Annotated in this window: 15 protein-coding genes; 9 read left to right on the forward strand and 6 right to left on the reverse strand. The window is 73.2% G+C overall.

The features are described 5' to 3' along the window. Nucleotides 1-75 precede the first annotated feature (75 nt). The 3 genes from BMY97_RS04680 (at nucleotide 76) to BMY97_RS04690 (ending at nucleotide 3,324) form a co-directional block, all read left to right on the forward strand. Nucleotides 76-1,683, forward strand: coding sequence for an ATP-binding protein (locus BMY97_RS04680; RefSeq protein WP_091613073.1), 1,608 nt, complete (start codon nucleotides 76-78; stop codon nucleotides 1,681-1,683). Further along, nucleotides 1,680-2,396 (forward strand): response regulator, encoded by a 717-nt coding sequence (locus tag BMY97_RS04685; RefSeq protein ID WP_245787158.1) that lies wholly within the window; start codon nucleotides 1,680-1,682, stop codon nucleotides 2,394-2,396. The genes BMY97_RS04680 and BMY97_RS04685 overlap by 4 nt, the downstream gene beginning before the upstream one ends. 91 nt (nucleotides 2,397-2,487) lie before the next feature. Continuing rightward, a complete protein-coding gene (locus BMY97_RS04690; protein ID WP_091613078.1) occupies nucleotides 2,488-3,324 on the forward strand; it encodes an undecaprenyl-diphosphate phosphatase in 837 nt (278 codons plus the stop codon). 4 nt (nucleotides 3,325-3,328) lie between these two features. On the opposite strand, the gene BMY97_RS04695 is transcribed toward BMY97_RS04690, so the two are convergent. Next, the gene (locus tag BMY97_RS04695; RefSeq protein WP_091613081.1) at nucleotides 3,329-4,051 is read right to left on the reverse strand and encodes a type 1 glutamine amidotransferase; all 723 of its coding nucleotides are present in this window, start codon (nucleotides 4,049-4,051) and stop codon (nucleotides 3,329-3,331) included. A 223-nt stretch (nucleotides 4,052-4,274) separates the two neighbouring features. Here BMY97_RS04695 and efeU point away from each other — a divergent pair, with 223 nt between their 5' ends. After that, nucleotides 4,275-6,290 (forward strand): iron uptake transporter permease EfeU, encoded by a 2,016-nt coding sequence (efeU, locus tag BMY97_RS04700; protein ID WP_091613083.1) that lies wholly within the window; start codon nucleotides 4,275-4,277, stop codon nucleotides 6,288-6,290. Nucleotides 6,291-6,322: 32 nt separating this feature from the next. Further along, entirely contained in the window at nucleotides 6,323-7,537 is a 1,215-nt protein-coding gene (gene efeB, locus BMY97_RS04705) for an iron uptake transporter deferrochelatase/peroxidase subunit (RefSeq protein WP_091613086.1), read from the forward strand. On the opposite strand, the gene BMY97_RS45795 is transcribed toward efeB, so the two are convergent. The 4 genes from BMY97_RS45795 to BMY97_RS04725 form a co-directional block, all read right to left on the reverse strand. Further along, nucleotides 7,479-7,760, reverse strand: a complete 282-nt coding sequence (locus BMY97_RS45795; RefSeq protein WP_143086124.1) for a hypothetical protein — start codon at nucleotides 7,758-7,760, stop codon at nucleotides 7,479-7,481. The two genes, efeB and BMY97_RS45795, sit on opposite strands and share 59 nt — an antisense overlap. Nucleotides 7,761-7,800: 40 nt before the next feature. After that, nucleotides 7,801-8,871 (reverse strand): iron-siderophore ABC transporter substrate-binding protein, encoded by a 1,071-nt coding sequence (locus BMY97_RS04715; RefSeq protein ID WP_091613091.1) that lies wholly within the window; start codon nucleotides 8,869-8,871, stop codon nucleotides 7,801-7,803. A gap of 90 nt (nucleotides 8,872-8,961) precedes the next feature. Then, nucleotides 8,962-10,779, reverse strand: coding sequence for an ABC transporter ATP-binding protein (locus tag BMY97_RS04720; protein WP_091613094.1), 1,818 nt, complete (start codon nucleotides 10,777-10,779; stop codon nucleotides 8,962-8,964). Then, entirely contained in the window at nucleotides 10,776-12,467 is a 1,692-nt protein-coding gene (locus BMY97_RS04725) for an ABC transporter ATP-binding protein (protein ID WP_245787159.1), read from the reverse strand. Before BMY97_RS04725 ends, BMY97_RS04720 begins: the two co-directional genes overlap by 4 nt. A 96-nt stretch (nucleotides 12,468-12,563) precedes the next feature. On the opposite strand from BMY97_RS04725, the gene BMY97_RS04730 reads away from it, so the two are divergent. Together BMY97_RS04730 and BMY97_RS04735 are read left to right on the forward strand one after the other, a co-directional pair. Next, nucleotides 12,564-13,622, forward strand: coding sequence for a FecCD family ABC transporter permease (locus BMY97_RS04730; RefSeq protein WP_425425228.1), 1,059 nt, complete (start codon nucleotides 12,564-12,566; stop codon nucleotides 13,620-13,622). Beyond that, nucleotides 13,619-14,659 carry a FecCD family ABC transporter permease gene (locus BMY97_RS04735; protein WP_091613100.1) on the forward strand — a complete coding sequence of 347 codons (1,041 nt, stop codon included), beginning with the start codon at nucleotides 13,619-13,621 and terminating at the stop codon, nucleotides 14,657-14,659. The genes BMY97_RS04730 and BMY97_RS04735 overlap by 4 nt, the downstream gene beginning before the upstream one ends. A gap of 9 nt (nucleotides 14,660-14,668) precedes the next feature. Here BMY97_RS04735 and BMY97_RS04740 read toward each other — a convergent pair whose 3' ends face one another. Beyond that, complete coding sequence (locus BMY97_RS04740; RefSeq protein WP_177231186.1) at nucleotides 14,669-15,523, reverse strand: DMT family transporter; 855 nt, start codon at nucleotides 15,521-15,523, stop codon at nucleotides 14,669-14,671. A gap of 43 nt (nucleotides 15,524-15,566) precedes the next feature. On the opposite strand from BMY97_RS04740, the gene BMY97_RS04745 reads away from it, so the two are divergent. Beyond that, on the forward strand, nucleotides 15,567-16,079 hold the full coding sequence (locus tag BMY97_RS04745; RefSeq protein ID WP_177231187.1) for a mycothiol transferase: 513 nt from the start codon (nucleotides 15,567-15,569) through the stop codon (nucleotides 16,077-16,079). 24 nt (nucleotides 16,080-16,103) lie between these two features. Beyond that, entirely contained in the window at nucleotides 16,104-16,823 is a 720-nt protein-coding gene (locus BMY97_RS04750) for an MBL fold metallo-hydrolase (RefSeq protein ID WP_091613105.1), read from the forward strand. Nucleotides 16,824-16,990: the final 167 nt, after the last annotated feature.

Here is a 16,990-nt window from a genome sequence, read left to right on the forward strand (position 1 = left end):
TGCGCACGGCGTGGTGTCATGCGAGCGGCCCCAATGACCAGTGGCCTGTAGTGCCAGCAACAGAGTGGAGCGGCCATGTGGCGACAGCGCCCTCTGGCGACCCAGATCCTGCTCGCGGTGCTGGGCATCCTCCTCGTGACGGTGTCCGCGGGTGCGCTGCTCTACGCCCAGCTGACTGGGGACACCCTCGACCGGCAGTACGAGCAGCGCGCGCTCGGGATCGCCGCCACTGTGGCGCAGATGCAGCCGGTTCGCGACGCGCTGGCCCAGCATGATCCCGGCCACCGCATCCAGGCCATCGCCGAACAGGTCCGCCGCAGCACCGGCGCGGCCTACGTGGTGGTGACCGACCGGTCCGGGGTCCGCTACTCCCATCCGATGCTTTCCCTGATCGGGCAACGGATCGAAGAGCCCGTGGTGGCGTTGGACGGGCAGGGGCACGCCGGGATCGACAACGGCAGCCTCGGGCGGTCGGCCAACGGGCGGGCTCCGCTGCCCGGCGCCGACGGCTCGGTCGAGGGCCAGGTGTCGGTGGGGATCCTCGAGGAGCAGGTGACCAGCCAGCTGGTGCACCAGATTCCCGAGGTGGTGCTCTATTCGGCGCTGGCGCTGGCCATCGGCGTCCTGGTGTCCTGGCTGCTGGCCCGCAGGCTGAAGCGGGCCACCTTCGGCCTCGAGCTGGCCGAGATCGCCACCCTGCTCCAGGAGCGGGAGGCGATGCTGCACGGCATCCGCGAAGGCGTCATCGGGGTCGATGCCGCCGGGGGCGTGAGCGTGATCAACGACGAGGCGCGCCGGCTGCTGCGGATTTCGGCGACCGCGGGCGGGCAGTCCGTCGAACAGCTGCTGCCGCCCGGCCGCCTCCGCGACGTCGTGGCCGGGCAGAGCCCCGGTGCCGACGAAGTCGTGCTCACCGACGATTACCTGCTGGTGGTGAACCGGATGCCGGTCGTGCTGGCGGGCCGCCCCGCCGGGCACGTGATCACCCTGCGGGACCACACCGAGCTCGAGGGCCTGGTGCGCGAGCTGCACGCGCTGACCGGCTTGACCACCGCGTTGCGCGCGCAGGAGCACGAATTCAACAACCGGCTGCACGTGCTGTCCGGGCTGCTCGGCCTCGGCGAGCCGGAGGAGGCCACCCGGTACCTGGCCGAGATCTCCGGCGAGTCACTGGCCCAGGCCGGCGATCTGCGGGCCCGCATCGCGCCGCCGGAGCTCGCGGCGCTGCTGCTCGCGAAGGTGACGATCGCGGCGGAGCGCGACGTCCGGCTCACCGTCACCGCCGAGTCCCATGTGGACCGTCCGGCAGGGGAAGCCGGCGCCCTGCTGACGGTGCTGGGCAATCTGATCGACAACGCGGTGGAGGCGACCGCCGGCGGGCCCGGGCCGCGCGCCGTGACGGTCCACCTCGCCGAGACGGGCGACGACCTCCACCTGGTCGTGACCGACACCGGGCCGGGGGTGCCCCCGGACGCGCTGCAGGCGGTGTTCGCCGACGGGTACTCGACGAAGACCGAGCCGGGCGGCCCCCGCCGGGGGCTCGGGCTCGCGCTGGTGCACCGCCTGGTGCGCCGCGCGGGCGGGACCATCGGGGTCACCGCTGGCCCCGGCGCGCGCTTCGAGGTCCGCCTCCCGCTCGCGGGCCTGGTGAAGCCGCCGGAACCCATGACCTCGGGAGTATGACGATGATCAGGACGCTGGTGGTCGACGACGACTACCGGGTGGCGAAGATCCACGCGGCCGGCATCGACCGCGTGCCCGGTTTCAGCTGCGTCGGCCAGGCCCACAGCGCCGCCGAGGCCCGGCAGGCGGTCGCCGACCTCGCGCCGGAGCTGCTGCTGCTCGACATCTACCTGCCCGACGAGGACGGGCTGGCGATCCTGCGCGGGCTCAATTCCGCCGGTGGCGCCGGGCCGGACTGCATCGTGATCACCGCGGCGCGCGACCTGGAGACCGTGCGGACCGCGATGCACCTGGGCGCGGTCTACTACCTGGTGAAGCCGTTCGGGTTCGCGCAGCTGCGCGACCAGCTCGACGCCTACCGGCGCTGGCGGCAGCAGACCAGCGGCAGCGGCGACGCCGACCAGGCCACCGTCGACGCGCTGTACAACCTGCTCAAGGGCCCGGCCGTGAAGTCGCCGCCCGCGGCCGCGCTGCCGCCCACCATGCAGAAGATCCTCGAGGCGATCCAGGACGCGCCCCGGCCGATCGGCGCGAGCGCGCTCGCCGGGCAGCTCGGCCTCAGCCGGCCCACCGCGCAGCGCTACCTCACCGAGCTGCACCGGCGGGGCGCGATCCGGCTGCACCTCGAGTACGGCCGCGCCGGCCGCCCGGTGCACCGCTACGCGATGCCGGATCCCGGGGGTCACGCCCCGACGAAAGCGACAACAGTGTAGAAATACTACAAAGGTGTCGAAGCCTGGCCCGGCGTTCCGCCCGCCGGGTGCCCGACTCGTTCTTGTCCCTTTGTGGTGAAGGAAAAACACCGTGAGCGCGATCGACATCGGCCAGTCCGTGATCCTCGGGATCGTCGAAGGCCTGACCGAATTCCTGCCGGTGTCGTCCACCGGGCACCTGAAGATCGCCGAAGGGCTCCTCGGCATCCCGGTCGGCGACCAGTCCGTCGTCGGCTTCACCGCGGTGATCCAGGTCGGCGCCATCGCCGCGGTGCTGGTCTACTTCTTCCGCGACATCGTCCGGTTCGCCGCCGCCTGGGGCCGCGGCCTGGTCAATCCCCGGGCCCGCCAGGAGCACGACTACAAGTTCGCCTGGTGGGTCATCTTCGCGACGCTGCCGATCGTGGCCGCCGGCCTGCTGTTCCAATCCCTGGTGAAGGGGCCGCTGGCTTCGCTGTGGGTCGTCGCCGGCTCGCTGATCATCGGCAGCGCGGTGATGTGGTTCGCGGACCGGGCCGGCAGCGGACGTCGCAGTGAAGCCGAAGCGACGCTCACGGACGCGATGCTGGTGGGCGCGTCACAGATCCTCGCCCTGCTTTTTCCCGGGTTCTCCCGCTCCGGCGCGACGATCTCGACCGGCTTGCTCCGTGGCCTGGACCGGGTGGCCGCGACGCGCCTGTCGTTCTTCCTGTCGATCCCGGCCCTGACCGGCGCCGGGCTCTACGAGCTGAAAGACGCCCTCGGCGGCGGTGCCGGCGCGCTGTCGCTCGTGGTCGGGACCGTGGTGTCGTTCATCGTCGCCTACGCGTCGATCGCGTGGCTGCTGAAGTTCGTCGCCGGCCACACGTTCACCGCGTTTGTCGTCTACCGCGTCATCGTGGGCGTCGCGCTGCTGGCTGTGCTGGGCACCGGCGTGCTGGCGCCCTGACCGGTCACTTCCGCCGTCCGCGTTTCGCCGCGCGCAGCCGTTCTTCCCGCAGGGAGCCGACTTCCGGCAGCGGCAGCGCGGACGGCGGGGTGCCGAGCGCCCATGCCAGCAGCAGGTCCGCCAGTGCCGGGTTGCGGGCGAGGACCGGCCCGTGCAGGTAGGTCGCCAGCACGCGGCCGGTGACCGCGCCCTCGGTGCCGTCCCCGTTCCCGACGCCGGACCGCACCCGTCCCAGTGCGTGGCTGCCGCCGGCCACCCGGGTGCGGCCGCGGTGGTTTTCGAAGCCGGTGAGCGGTTCCGTGCCGAGTTCGGGCCCGACGTCGACGACCACCTCGCCGACCGCGCGGCGCGGCCCGGGCACGGTCGCGGCGTCGAGCAGGCCGAGCCCGGCGTGCCGCATACCGTCGGAGGTGGTGAATTCGGTGCCGAGGATCTGCAGCCCGGCGCAGACGCCGAACACCACGGCCCCGCGCTCGACCGCGTGGTGCAGGCCGGGCCGGGCCCGGAGCCGGCTGACCGCGAGGGTCTGGGCGTCGTCTTCGCCACCGCCCAGCAGGTACAGGTCCAGAGAGGACGGCAGCACCTCGCCGTGGTCGAAGCCGGCCACGGTGGCGGTGATGCCGCGCCACTGCAGCCGGCGTTGCAGTACCTCGGCGTTGCCGCTGTCGCCGTAGGTGCCGAGGATGTCGGGCAGGACCAGGCCGATGCGCAGGACGGAATCAGTCATCGCTGCGCGGATCGGGCGGGGGCCGGGTTCTTCGGCATGAGGGGACACATGGGCCGAATGTAGGTCGGGGCCGCTGAGCGCGAGGTTCGCGCAGGGTTAACCCCAGGCTGCGTCCCCCGTCCACAGTGGACATGATTAACGGGCGGTTAGTTCCGCTTGGCCCACGCCTTGCCGCAGCTTTGGTTAGCTGAGGCTTGCCAAACCGACGAGAGGACGGGTGCCCATGTGGGCCGAGGGCGTGCCGAACCTGGTGATCGGCCTGCGCGAGGGGCTGGAGATCGGCCTGGTCGTCAGCATTCTGCTGGCTGCCCTGCGCAAAACCGCGCCGGGCACCTCGGCGAGCCCGCTCTGGACCGGGGTGCTGGCCGCGGCGGTCCTGTCACTGGGATTCGGCGCGGCGCTGACCTTTTCCCGCGCGGAGCTGACGGCGCGGTCCCAGAGCATCTTCGCGGGCGTGCTGAGCCTGGTCGCCGTGGTGCTCGTCACGGTGATGGTCTTCTGGATGCGGCGGGCGGCCCGGGCGTTGTCGGGGGAGCTGCGGGCGAAGATCGGCGCCGCGGTCATGGTCGGCGGCGGCGCGCTGGCGTTGACGGCCTTCCTCGCGGTCGCCCGTGAGGGGCTCGAGACGGCGCTGTTCGTCTGGACCACCGTGCAGGCTTCGGGCCGCACCTGGATTCCCCTGCTCGGTGCGGCGGTGGGGCTCGCGGTGGCGTTCGGACTGTGTGTGGTGCTGTACCGCACGAGCGTCAAACTCGATCTCGGCAAGTTTTTCACCCGCAGCGCCGTCGTGCTGGTGGTCATCGCGGCGGGCGTGCTGTCCTACGGGGTCGGCGAACTCCAGTCGGCCGGGCTGGTCCCGGGGCACACGTGGGTCGCGTTCGACCTGTCCCGCGTCGTTTCGACGGACGCCTGGTGGGTCTCGATCATCACCGGCATCACCAACCTGGCGCCGGTGATGACCTGGACGCAGGTGATCCTCTACGTGGCGTTCGCGGCCACCGTGCTGGTGATGTACTTCCGCCCCCAGGCCGTCGCGGCGCCGGCGCGCGTTCGCAGCGCGGCATCGCGTCCCCTGCGGCGGCCTTGGCTGTACCTGGCCGCCGCCGTGCTCCTGCCGCTGGCGGCGGTCGCCGGATTCGTGCTCGCGGCCCCGTCCAACGGCGGCGCGCAGGCGGCCGCGGTGACGGTCTCGGCCGGCGGCTGCGCGGACGACTGGGCCGGGGCGGGCGCGGGGCGGCGCACGTTCACCGTGGTCAACGAGTCCGCCCACGGCGGCGAGATCTACCTGGTCCGCGCTGCGGACGCGTCGGTGATCGGGGAGATCGAAGGGCTCGGGCCCGGCACCCGCCGGTCGATCTCGGTGGACCTCGCGCCGGGCACGTACGCGTGGCGCTGCGTGGTGCCGGGACAGCTGGATCAGCGTTCGCCCGCGGCCCAGGTGACGGGTACCGGACCGGCCGCGGTCGCGGCGCCGGTGCTGCCGATCTCCGCGCCGGACCTGGCCGGGCCGCTGCGGGCGAACGCGGCGTACGTCCTCGCCGCGGTGCGCACGACGGCCGTCGAAGCCCAGCGCGTGCGCGATGCGCTGCAGCACGGCGATCTGCCGGGTGCCCGGGCGGCCTGGCTGCCGGCGCAGCTGGCCTGGGAACGCACGGGCGCTGCCTACGGAGCGTTCGACGACCTCGGCGTAGCCATCGCGGGGCTTCCGCAAGGCTTGCCGGGCGGCGTCGCGGACCCGGGGTTCACCGGCCTGCGCCGGCTCGAATACGGGCTCTGGCATGGGGAATCCGCCGCTTCGCTGGTGCCTGTCGCGGCGAAGCTGGGCGACGACCTGCAGGCGCTCACGGTCAAACTGCCGACGCTCGAAGCCGATCCGGCCGACCTGCCCCGCCGGGCCCACGAAATCCTCGAGGACGCCGTCCGGCGGCACCTGACCGGGCTTTCGGACCAGGGATCGGGTTCCGGCTACGCCGAGACGCTCGCCGACGTCGACGCCACCACCGCGGTGCTCGACCAGTTGCGCGGGCTGATCACGGCGCGTCGCCCGGAACTGCTGCCCACCCTCGCCCGGGAAGCCCAAGCGCTGCGTGACGCGCTGAACGCCACCCGGGCCGGCGGGGCCTGGCGCGCGCCGTCGGCGGTCCCGCTCGCGCGGCGGCAACAGGTCGACGCCGCGACCGGCGCGATCCTCGAAAGCCTCGCCACCGTCCCGACCCTGCTCGAAATCCGCGCCGGCTGACCCGGCCGCCGCACCGAACCCGGAGAATCCCCATGTCCTTGAACCGCCGACGTTTCCTGCAGGGCGCGGGTGCCGGGGTCACCGGCAGCGCGCTCGCCGGAGGACTCTTCGCCGCCGGCGCCCGCGCCGACACCCCGCCGTCCGCCCCGAGCGCGGAACCGGTTGTCTTCCACGGTGAGCACCAAGCGGGCGTCCTCACCCCGGCGCCGGCCGCCGGCACGTTCGCCGCGTTCGACGTCACCAGCCCGGACCGCGCGGGACTGGTGACGCTGCTGAAAACCCTGACCACTCGCGCCCGCGTGCTCACGGCCGGCGGGCCTCAGCCGGACCTCGGCGTCGGCGCGCCCCCGGCCGACAGCGCGGTGCTCGGGCCCGACGCGCCGGCCGGCAGCCTCACCATCACGGTGTCCGTGGGGAACTCGCTGTTCGATCAGCGGTACGGCCTCGCCGGCCGCAAACCGTTGCACCTCACCACGATGCCCGTGTTCCCCGACGACGCGCCGGAACCGGCCTCGTGCCACGGCGACCTGATGCTGCAGATCTGCGCCGCCACCGCGGACACCGCGCACCACGCCCTGCGTGACCTGATGAAGCACACGCGGGCGTGGATGCAGCCGCGGTACCGCATCGACGGGTTCGTGCCACCGCCTCGCCCGTCCGGCGCGCCGCGCAACCTGATGGGGTTCAAGGACGGCATCGTCAACCCGGCGCCCGCCGACGCCACGGACGTCGTCTGGGTCGCGGCGGACGGGAAGGAGCCGGCGTGGGCGACCGGCGGTTCGTACCAGGTGGTCCGGCTGATCCGGATGCTGATCGAGTTCTGGGACCGGGTTTCGCTGACCGAGCAGGAACGCATGTTCGGCCGCCGCCGCGACACCGGCGCGCCGCTGGACGGCTCCGCCGAAACCGACAAGCCCGACTACGCCCGGGACCCCGGCGGCACCGTCATCCCGCTCGATTCCCACATCCGGCTCGCCAACCCGCGCACCGCCGCGTCCGCGGGCAGCGCGATGCTGCGCCGTCCGTACAACTACGACCGCGGCTTCGCCCCGACCGGTGAACTGGACTCGGGGCTGATTTTCTGTTGCTACCAAAGAAACTTGGCCGCACAGTTCGAAGCCGTGCAGGCCCGCCTCGCCGGCGAGCCACTGGCGGACTACTTACGCCCCTTCGGCGGCGGCTATTTCTTCACCCTGCCCGGCGTCCGCGGCGACCAGGACTGGTACGGCAGCGGCCTGCTGCGCTGAGCAGGAGCGCGATGGTCAGCACCGGCGCCGTGACGGCCACGGCGCGCGCCGTGAGGACGGGCAGTCCCGCGTGGGGCACCGGGGCGCCGGGCGGGGAGGGCGGCGGGGTGAAGCGAAGCCGTGAATCCATGTGGTGCCAGCGGTTCACCTCCAGGTACAGCACGCGCCAGCTGCCCGCCCAGGCCACCGCGGCCAGCGCCGGCAACCAGGTCCGAGTAGTCATGGCGTCAGCATAAGCTGACGAGTGCCGTCCGGCAAGAGAATCAGCTGGCGGGCTTGACCTCGGTGGCCGGGTTCCCGTCCACGGCGGCCGCCAGTTGCGGGACGAGCCGCTGCAGCTGGTAGGGCAGGCTCAGGACGCTGACGAACGACGTCGCGCTGCCGTAGGTGCTCGAGTCTTCGATGAAGACCTCGCGCTTCTGCTTCGCGACGTTCAGGCCCGAGTAGAGCTTGTCCTTCGCCAGGGTGGCCTGGCCGTTCGCGACTGTGTCGACGATCCAGACGAGCGCGTCGACGTTCAGCAGGTCGGTGCGCTCGGCGCTGATGTTCGCGCCGAACTTGTCGCCGATGGCCTGGTCGAGGTTCGCGGGCAGCTTGAAGCCGAGGTCGGTGAGGATGCGGGAGCGCGGGTCCTCGCTGCCGTAGACGAAGTAGCCGTCGTACTGCGTGGCCATCAGGGCCGTCTGGCCGGCGAACTCCGGGTGCGCCGCGCGCGCCTTGGCGAGCTGGTCCTCGACGCCCTGCACCAGCTGGTCGGCCTCCTTGGCCTTGCCGACCGCCTTGCCGACGGCCTTCGTCTCGTCCTGCCACGGGATGCCGTAGTCGTTGAACCCCTTGGGCTGCGCGATCGTCGGCGCGATCTTCGACAGCGTCGAGTACTGCTCCTGGGTCAGCGCGGAGTACAGGCCGATGATCAGGTCCGGCTTCAGCGCGGCGATCTTCTCGAACTGCGGGCCGTCGGTGCCCTTCAGCACGGTCGGCACCGGCGCGCTGCCGAGCTTGTCCTTGGCCCACGGGCCGATCGCGCCGGGGAAGTTGCCCAGGTACTCCGTGGTGCCGACCGGGACGACGCCGAGGGCCAGCAGCGCGTCCTGCTCGGTCAGGCCGACCGTGACCACGCGCTGCGGCGCCTTCTCGATCTTCGTCGAGCCGTACTTGTGGTCGATGGTGACCGGGAACGCGCCCGGGTCCGTGGCACCGGCCGCGGCACCCGGCGTGGCGGCGGTGTCGGAGCCGCAGGCCGTGAGCGCGCCGGCCAGCAGGAGCGCCGCGGTCAGCGCCCCGGCGGCCCGGGCGCGCCCGCGCACGGCGGACAGGAGGGAGAAGCGGGCCATCATCGGTCCTTTGCATCGCACGGTTAATCAGGTTTGGCTAACCTAAGACGTCGGCGGTCATCGACGCAAGGACGGCGACTGCGGCGCCGCTCACGTCGATCCTTGACGCTGCCCTGACCAGGCCGCCCACAACGTCGCGTACGCACCGCCCGCGGCGACCAGCTCCTCGTGGGTTCCGGTCTCCACCACCGCACCCGCGTCGAGGACCACGATCCGGTCCGACGCCGCCGCTTGGGTGAGCCGGTGGGCCACGACCAACCCGGTCCGCCCGGACAGCGCCGCCGCCGCGGCCGCTTCGAGCGTCTTCGCGCCGGCGCTGCCCGCCTCGGCGGTGGCCTCGTCCAGGATCGCGACCGGCGGATCGGCCAGCACCAGCCGGACCAGTGCGAGCTGCTGCGCCTGCGTGACGGTGAGCTGGTGCCCGCCGTCGCCGACGACGGTGGCGAGCCCGTCCGGCAGGGCCTCGGTCCAGCCGAGCGCGCCGACAGCGGTCAACGCCGCCCGCAGCTCCTCGTCGGTCGCCTCGGGGCGGGCGAGGCGCAGGTCGTCGGCCAGGGTGCCGCTGAAGACGTGCACCTCCTGGCTGATCAGCGCGACCGTACGCCGGGTCCGGTCCGGGCCCAGTTCGTCGAGCGGGACGCCGCCGAGCGAGACCTCGCCGGAGCCGGCGCGGTGGATGCCGGCGATGAGCTTCGCCAGCGTGGTCTTGCCCGCACCGCTCGCGCCGACCAGCGCGACGCGCTCGCCGGGGGAGAGGTCGAGGTCGACCTCGCGCAGCACCGGGTGACCGTCCACATAGGAGTGACCGACCGCGGTGGCCTTGACCGAGGAGTCCACCGGCCGCCCGGGCCGCTGCGGTTCGGCGGGCGCGGGCAGGTCCGCGACGCCGATCAGCCGGGCCAGGCTCGCGGTGGCCGCCTGCGCGTCGTCGACCAGCGCCAGCGCGGTGTTGATCGGCCCGAACAGGCTGTGGAAGTACAGGGCGGCCGCGGTGGCGACGCCGACCGTCGCCAGGTTCGCGCCCACCAGCAGGTAACCCGCGGCGAGCACGGCGGACAGGCCGACGAACTCGGCCAGGTTCAGCCGCCCGAAGAACCGGGTCACCAGCCGGATCCCGCGCAGCGCCAGCTCCACCGCGCCCGCGGACCGCTGCCGGACCCGCTCCACGTGCTCGTCGGCCAGCCGGAACGCGCGCACGGTCTTGGCGCCGCCGATGGTGTCCAGCAACTGCTGCTGCTGTGAGCCGACGGCGGCGCGTTGCGCGGCGTAGAGCGGTTTCGCCTGCCGCACGTACCAGCGGACGGTGTGCAGCTGGATCGGCACCGACAGCAGCGCGGCGAGCAGGAACCGCCAGTCGAGCACCGCCATGGCGCCCAGCGTGAGCACGATCGTCAGCACCGAGCGGCCCAGCTCCGGCAGCGCCTCGCGCACCCCCTCGGCGACCACCGCGACGTCGTTGGTGACGCGGGTGGTCAGGTCGCCGGAACCGGCCTTCTCGACCTGCTCCAACGGCAGTCCCAGCGCGCGGTCGACGAACCGCTCGCGCAGGTCGGCCAGCATGGTTTCGCCGAGCCGGGCGAGCATCGACACGCCCAGCGCCGTCGCGATCGCCGACACCACCGCGACCAGCACCAGGGTCACCACGGGGGTGACCAGGTCCGTGGCCGGCCGGTGCTGCGCGACGACGTCGACGACCCGGCCCAGCAACGGCGCGGTGAGCAGGCCGACCGCGGTGGCGCCGACGATGAAGGCGAACGAACCGAGCGCGCGGCCCTTCGAACGGCGCAGCAGTTCGCCCAGCACGGCGCGGATCCGCGGCCCGTCGGCCGTCGGCAGCAGCTCCCGGCCGGTCGCGGCAGCACCGTTTTCCGTGACAGCGCCGCCGCTCGTGGCAGCACCGTTGGTCATGACAGCACCGCCGCGCGGTAGTCGGCGCGCTCGCGGACCAGCCCGGCGTGCTCGCCCTCGGCGACCACGCGCCCGTCGGCCAGCAGCACCACGCGGTCGGTGGCCGCGAGCAGCGCCGGGCTGGTGGTGACGACGATCGTGGTGCGGCCGCGGCGCAGGCGGGCGACCCCGTCGGCGATGCGTGCCTCGGTCACCGTGTCCACCGCTGTGGTCGGGTCGTGCAGCACGAGCACTGGGGCGTCCTTGGCGAGCGCGCGGGCGAGCGCGACCCGTTGCCGCTGCCCGCCCGAGAGCGAACGCCCGCGCTCGGTGACCGCCGTCGCCGTGCCCGCGGGCAGCGTGCTCGCCACCTCGTCGGCGGCCGCGGCGGACAGCACGCCTTCGGACCGGCCCGTCGCTCCCGCTCGCACGTTCTCCTCCAGGGTTCCTTCGAACAGGTCGGCGTCGTGCGCGGCGACGAGCACGACCTCGCGGACCCGGTCCGGGTCCACAGTGGACAGGTCGGTGGCGTCGACCCGCACGGTGCCCGCCGCCGGGTCGGTGAAGCGGCCGAGGCAGTCGAGCAGGTCGGTCGCCGTGGCGGGGTCGGTGGTGACCACACCGAGCAGCTGGCCGGGCGGCACGGCGAGGTCCAGCCCGCGCAGTTTCCCGTGCGTCACGCCGGAAAGCTCGACCCGGCCGCCGGCGGGCGAGGGCAGCGCCGCGTCCCCGCCGGGTACGGCCAGCGGCGCGTTCAGCACCGCCGCGACCCGCGCGGCCGAGGCGCGGCCCTGTGCCAGCTGGCCGTTGACCATGGCGAAGATCGAGAACGGCGCCTGCAGGAACTGGGCGAGACCGACCGCCGCGACCAGGTCGCCGACGGTGATCTCGCCGTCCGCCGCGAGGTTCCCGCCGACCAGGGCGACCAGGGCGATGAAGATGCCGGTGAGCGCGAGCAGCGCGCCGTTGTGCCAGGCCTGCGCGCGGGCCGCTTTCACCGTGGCCAGCAGGGAATCCTGGCTGGTCCGGCGGTAGCGCGCGACCGCCGCGGGCTCCGCGCCGATGCCCTTGAGCACCCGCAGCCCGGCGACGAGGTCGGTCGCCACCCCCGAAGCGTGCGCCGCGCGCTCCTGCTCCACCTCGCTGCGCCGCTCCAGCGGCTTGCCGATCAGGTGCGCCAGGAACAGCAGCGGCGGGGTGCCGAGCAGGACCAGCAACCCGAGCGGCACGGACATGCGCAGCAATGCGATCGCGCTGACCACCAGCCCGCTGAGCGCGGCGAACCCGAACGGCAGCATGGCGTCGACCATGCCGACGCGACGGGCGTCCGAGGTGCCGATGCTCGCCAGCTCCCCGGCCAGCGCGCCGGTCTCGGTGCCGCCCCTCGGGTGCAGCACCCGGCGGCTGATCCGCAGCCGGAGGTCCTGCGCGGCGAGTTCCGAAGCCCGCTCGGCCGCCCGCGCGCCGAAGCGGTAGCTGGAGGACAGGACGAGGAACACCACCCCGAGCACGCCCAGCCACAGCAGCAATGTGAGCACCGAGCTGTCCGCCACGGCGCGGTCGATCACCACGCCGATCACGACCGGCACCAGTGCCTCGCCGCCCTGGTGGGTGGCGGCCAGCACGGAGGCGAGCACCACCGGCCTCCGCTGCCCGGCGACCGCGCTCCGCAGCACGTCCCGCCCGGTGATCGCTGCTGCCGTCGTCACCGGCGCCCTCCTGTCCGTCCCGGCTGCGCTCTGTCTTGATAGGTAAGGCTAGTCTAAGAACGGCTCCCGATGTGGTCCGGTCCCGGAGGAGGTTTCGTGGTCGTGAGCGCCAGTCCGCCCGCGGCGCGGGCGGATCCGCCGCCCGCGCCGCGCGCGCGATCCCGGGCCCTGCGCGGGGCCGGCCTGCTGTGCGCGGCCGGCGTGCTCGTGCTGGTCATGCTGCTCAGCATCTGGGTCGGCTCGAAGGGCATCCCGTTCGCGTCCACCTGGTCGGTGCTCTGGCACAACGACGGCTCGGCCGACGCCGTGATCATCCACGACCAGCGGATCCCGCGGACCCTGCTGGGCGCGCTGGTCGGCGCCGCGCTCGGCCTGGCCGGTGCGGTGATGCAGGCGCTCACGCGCAATCCGCTCGCCGACCCGGGCCTGCTGGGGGTCAACAACGGCGCGTCCGCGGCGGTGGTCTCGGCCATCGCCTTCGCCGGGGTGAGCGGCGTGCTGGGCTACGTCTGGTTCGCGTTCCTCGGCGCGGCCATCGCGTCGGTGGTCGTCTACCTGCTGGGCACCGCGGGGCGCGCGGGCGCGACGCCGGACCGGCTGGTGATGTCGGGCGCGGCGCTGACCGCCGTGCTCCAGGCCTACATCGGCGCGGTGCTGCTGATCGACCCGGACACCTTCAACCAGTTCCGGTTCTGGAACGTCGGCTCCCTCAGCGGCCGTCGCGGCGACGTCCTGCTTCAGGTCTCCCCGTTCATCGCGGTGGGTATTGTCCTGGCGTTGCTGCTCGCGCGGCCGTTGAACGTGCTGGCGCTCGGCGAGCAGACCGGCAAGGCGCTCGGCGCGCACATCGGCCGCACCCGGGTGCTCGGCGCGATCGCGGTGACGCTGCTGTGCGGCGCGTCGACGGCGGCGATCGGGCCGATCGCGTTCATCGGGCTGGCCGTGCCGCAGGCGGTGCGGATCCTGGTCGGCCCGGACCAGCGGTGGGTGCTGCCATATTCGATGGTGCTTTCGCCGGTGCTGCTGATCGGCGCCGACGTGCTCGGGCGCATCCTCAACCCGCCGGAAGAACTGCAAGTGGGCATCGTGACGGCGTTCCTCGGCGCCCCGGTGTTCATCGCGCTGTGCCGCCGCCGGAAGCTGGCCCGCCTGTGAACGCGGTCAAGGAGAAGCCGGTGGGCACCGGCCGCGTTTCGGTGCGGGTGGCGCCGCGCGCGCTGGTGGTCGGGATCGTGCTGTTCGTACTGGTCTTCCTGCTGAGCGCGGTGAGCATGACCACCGGGGATTACCCGATTTCGTTCGGCGACGTGGTGAAGACGCTGTTCGGCTTCGGCGACGCCGGGACCGAGTTCATCGTGACGACGCTGCGCCTGCCGCGGCAGCTGGTGGCACTGCTGGTCGGCGGCGCGCTCGGGGTCAGCGGCGGCGTTTTGCAGAGCCTGTCCGGAAACCCGCTGGGCAGCCCGGACGTGATCGGCTTCACCGAGGGCTCGGCGACCGGGGCGCTGCTGGTGATCGTGCTCGCGCACGGCGGGTCCTCGGAGGTGGCCCTCGGCGCGCTGGCCGGTGGCCTGCTGACCGCGCTGGTGGTCGGGCTGCTGGCGTTCCGCCGTGGCGTGCAAGGGTTCCGGCTGATCCTGGTCGGCATCGGCGTGGCCGCCATGCTCACCGCCTTCAACTCGTACCTGATCACGCGCGCGTCTTTGCAGGACGCCTACTCGGCGCAGGCCTGGCTCGTCGGCGGGCTCAACGGGCGCGGCTGGGAAGAGGTCGTGCCGGTCGGGATCGCGGTGGTGATCCTGCTGCCGATCGCGTTCGGCCACGGGCGGCGGCTTTCGCTGCTGGAGATGGGCGACGACGCGGCGAAGGGCCTCGGCGTGCCGGTCGAGCGCACCCGGATGATCATGATCGCGGTGAGCGTGACGCTGTGCGCGGTCGCCACCGCGGCGGCCGGGCCGATCGCGTTCGTCGCGCTCGCGGCCCCTCAGCTGGCGAAGCGGCTGGCCCGCTCGGCGCGCCCGACGCTGGTGTCGGCGGCGCTGATGGGCGCACTCCTGCTGGTGGCGAGCGATCTGGTGACAAGGCTGGCGTTCGGCGAGCAGGGCCTGCCGGTCGGCATCGCGACCGGCGCCATCGGCGGGCTGTACCTGATGTGGCTGCTCTCGAGCCAGTGGCGGCGCAACCGGGGCTGAGGGCCGGGCTCAGCGGGCGGCGGCCTGCTGCTGCGGTTCGATCGGGGCGGGCTCGCCGAACCGGGCGAGGGCCAGTGCCGCGGTGACGGCGAGGACGAACCCGGCGACCGCGACGAGCACGAACCCGGGCCGGGTGCGGTCGCCGAGCAGCACGATGCCGATCAGCGACGGCAGCACGGTTTCGCCGAGCACCATCATCGCGGTGGAGGTGGTGACGCTGCCGCGTTGCAAAGCCGTGGCGTAGAACAACATCGCCAGGCCGCCGGCGACGGCGACGATGTAGAGCGCCGGGTCGGTGAGCAGGTCGAGCGGCGCCAGGCTGGGCATGACCCGGCCGGAGATCGCGACGACCCCGAAGCAGAGCCCGGCGACGAGGCCCAGCGCCGGCGTCCGCACGCGGCGGCTCGCCCGGCCCGCGGCGACCCCGGCGAGCCCGAGCACCACGACGGCGCCCGCGAGCACGAGCCGGAAGCCCAGCCCCACCTGCGTCGAGCCCTCGCTCTCGGCCGAGCCGCCGAGCAGTGCGAGCCCCGCGCACACCACGGCGACGGCCGTCCACTCGCGGGCCCCGAGCCGCACGCCGAACACCCGCGCGGCCACCGCCGTCACGGCCAGGCTGGCCGCCTGTGCCGCCTGCACGACGAACAGCGGCAGCACGTGCAGCGCGGCGATCTGCGCGACGAAGCCCAGCACGTCGAAGCCGAGCCCGAGCACGAACTTCCACTGCCGCAGCACGCGCAGCAGCAGCCTCGGGTCCACGCCCGCCCCGGCGTCCGGCGCCGCCTTGGCCGCGACGGCCTGCATCACGGACGCGACGCCGTAAGCCACCGCGGAAAGCAACGCGCACAGCAGTCCCCACACCATGATCCCCACCCTATGCCGGGCGGCCTGCGCTACGCTGCGCGCCATGTCGAACAGCAGTTCGAGCGTCGAACGGGCCTGGCCCGACCCGCTGAGCGGGGACGAGCTCACCGTGCAGACGCGGTTCCTGGACTTCCTGCGGGCCACCGCGGTCAACAAGCTCGCCGGGCTGACCCGCGAGCAGGCCGTGGCGGCACCGCTGCCGGCCTCGCCCCGGACGAGCGCGCTGGGCGTGGTCAAGCACCTCACCGCGGTCGAGCGCTGGTGGCTCTCGATCGAGGCGGGCGGCGCGGAGCTGCCGTCGTTGTGGGACGGCTCGCCCGACCCGAGCTGGGATCTCGCGCCGGAAGACGACCCGGCCTCGGTGGCCGCCGCCTACCGCGTGGAATGGGCGCGCTCGGCGGCCTCGCTGGCCGGGCTCGCCGCCGGCGACCGGACCAGGCGCGCGGGGGAGTTCACCGTGCGCTGGGTGCTGGCCCACGTCGTCCAGGAGACCGCGCGGCACGTCGGCCACCTCGACACGCTGCGCGAGCTGGCCGACGGCGAAGTGGGGGAGTGACCGCCGCCGGATAGGCTGCCCGGCATGGCAGACCAGCTGTACTTCCGCCAACTGCTCGCCGGCCGGGACTTCGCGGTGGGCGACCCCCTCGCGACGCAGATGGTCAACTTCGCCTACCTGATCGGCGACCGCGAGAGCGGGGAAGCGGTGGTCGTCGACCCCGCGTACGCGGTGCGGGACCTGCTGGACGTGCTGGCCGCCGACGGCATGCGGCTCACCGGCGCGCTCGCCACGCACCATCACGCCGACCACGTCGGCGGTGAGATGGCCGGCCTGCCGGTGGCCGGCATCACCGAGCTGCTCGCCCTCGCCCCGGTGCCGATCCACGTCAACGTCGACGAGGCCGAGTGGGTCCGCCGCGCCACCGGCGTCTCGGCCACCGACCTGACCGCCCACGACCACGACGACGTCCTGACCGTCGGCTCGATCGGCATCCGCCTGCTGCACACCCCGGGCCACACGCCCGGCAGCCAGTGCTTCCTGGTCGGCGACCGCCTCGTCTCGGGCGACACGCTGTTCCTCGAAGGCTGCGGCCGCACCGACTTCCCGGGCGGTGACGCCGACGCGATCTACCGCAGCCTCCAGTCACTCGCCGCGCTGCCCGGCGACCCGGTGGTCTACCCGGGCCACCAGTACTCGGCCGAACCGTCGGCCACGCTTTCTTCGGTGAAGCAGGCGAACTTCGTCTTCCGGCCGCGCTCGCTCGCCGAGTGGCACCGGATGTTCGGCATGCTCGGCGGCTGAGCACGGATCCTCCCGCGGTGCGGGGAGAACAAAGGCGCATCGCCGGGTCCGCGGTTTCACTGCGTGGGAGCACGCCGTCGCGGATTGACTTCGCGGGCCGGCGACTCGATGCTCGGGGCCATGTTCCTCGTCGCTGAGCGCGACTTCCCCTTCCCCGCACCGAAATC

The organism is Amycolatopsis saalfeldensis, from assembly GCF_900110575.1.
In the GTDB taxonomy this organism is placed as follows: Bacteria; Actinomycetota; Actinomycetes; order Mycobacteriales; family Pseudonocardiaceae; genus Amycolatopsis; species Amycolatopsis saalfeldensis.